The 645-nt window shown below is 72.4% G+C and carries 1 protein-coding gene; it reads right to left on the bottom strand.

Features of this window, described 5'->3' with window-relative positions; translation table 11 throughout:
* The coding region (locus ACFYWI_RS20505) for a tetratricopeptide repeat protein (RefSeq protein ID WP_389234104.1) at positions 1–626 on the bottom strand (626 nt) is incomplete at its 3' end.
* Positions 627–645: the final 19 nt, after the last annotated feature.

Genomic DNA, 645 nt, shown 5'->3' on the forward strand with positions numbered 1-645 from the left:
CCCAACGCCGCCAGCCGGATGGCCAGGCCGGTGGCGGTGTTCAGAGTGTTGGGGTGGTCCTCGCCCCTTACCCTCCGCTGCCGCTCCAGCGTGTCCTCACCCAACGCCCGGGCAGCCTCCACCTCCCCCAACGCCGCCAGCCGGATGGCCAGGTTGGAGGCGGTGGTCAGGGTGTCGGGGTGGTCCTCGCCCAGCACCCGCCGCCGGCGCTCCAGACTGTCCTCGTCCAGCGCCCGGGCTTGGGTGTGGTTCTGAGTGTCGTTGTAGGCGCGGGCGAGGTAGTTGGCGGCCCACAGAGTGTGTGCGTGGTCGGGGCCGAGTTGCCGGGTCCAGGCACCGTGGAGGTATTGCAGGCGGGGCAGGGCGGTGGGGGCGTTGGCGCGGTCCATGAGGTACCAGCAGGCCTCACACGCCGCAAACCGGCCGTCGCCGGTGGTCAGGTCGGCGGGGTCGGGGGTGAGGAGGTGGGGGAGGAGGTCGGGCCAGGCCGGCCAGGTAATCGGGTCGGCCGCGTCCCCTGGGTATGCGGCGATCAGGAGGGTTTCCGCGACCCGGGCGGCGCTGGTGCGTTCGGCCTCGGTGAGCTGGTCGCGGACGACGGCCTGGGTGAGACGGTGCAGCTGCACCGCACCGTCCTGAACCCTC

It is taken from the genome of Streptomyces sp. NPDC002889 (genome assembly GCF_042888425.1).
Classification (GTDB): Bacteria; Actinomycetota; Actinomycetes; order Streptomycetales; family Streptomycetaceae; genus Streptomyces.